Consider the following 565-nt stretch of genomic DNA (forward strand, 5'->3'; position numbering starts at 1 on the left):
AAGCACGGTAGGCGGCGGCGCAACCGGGCTGAAGGAACAGCACTCTCCAATCCTGGGCTGCCCAACGACCTGTGGTGCGCCGATTACAAAGGCGAGTTCATGCTTGCCGATAAGCGCTATTGCTACCCGTTGACGATCACCGACTTCGCCAGCCGCTATCTTTTGGCCTGCGAAGCGTTGCACACGACCAAGGAAGTCTACGCCTTCACCGTTTTCGAACGCGTCTTCAAGGAGTTCGGCCTGCCCAAGGCGATCAGAACCGACAACGGAGTGCCTTTCGCTAGCCCCAACGGACTGTTCAATCTGTCTCGGCTCGCCGTCTGGTGGCTCAGGCTCGGTATCGACATCGAGCGCATCAAGCCGGGCAACCCGCAGCAGAACGGCCGCCATGAACGCATGCATCTGACACTGAAACTTGAGACAACCAAGCCGGCCGGAGACAATTTCCTGCAGCAGCAAGCCCGCTTCGACGACTTCGTCGAGGAGTTCAACAGCGAGCGGCCCCACCAGGCGCTCAACATGGCCTACCCGGCAGAGCGCTACGACGCGTCACCGCGCGCCTACC

General features: G+C 60.7%; 1 protein-coding gene. It reads left to right on the top strand.

Annotated elements, in window-relative coordinates:
- Positions 1–565, top strand: a 565-nt coding sequence (locus IB248_RS30955) for an integrase core domain-containing protein (protein WP_192242247.1), incomplete at both ends; no start/stop codon positions are given.

The organism is Rhizobium sp. RHZ01, assembly GCF_014851595.1.
GTDB classification, from domain to species: domain Bacteria; phylum Pseudomonadota; class Alphaproteobacteria; order Rhizobiales; family Rhizobiaceae; genus Rhizobium; species Rhizobium altiplani.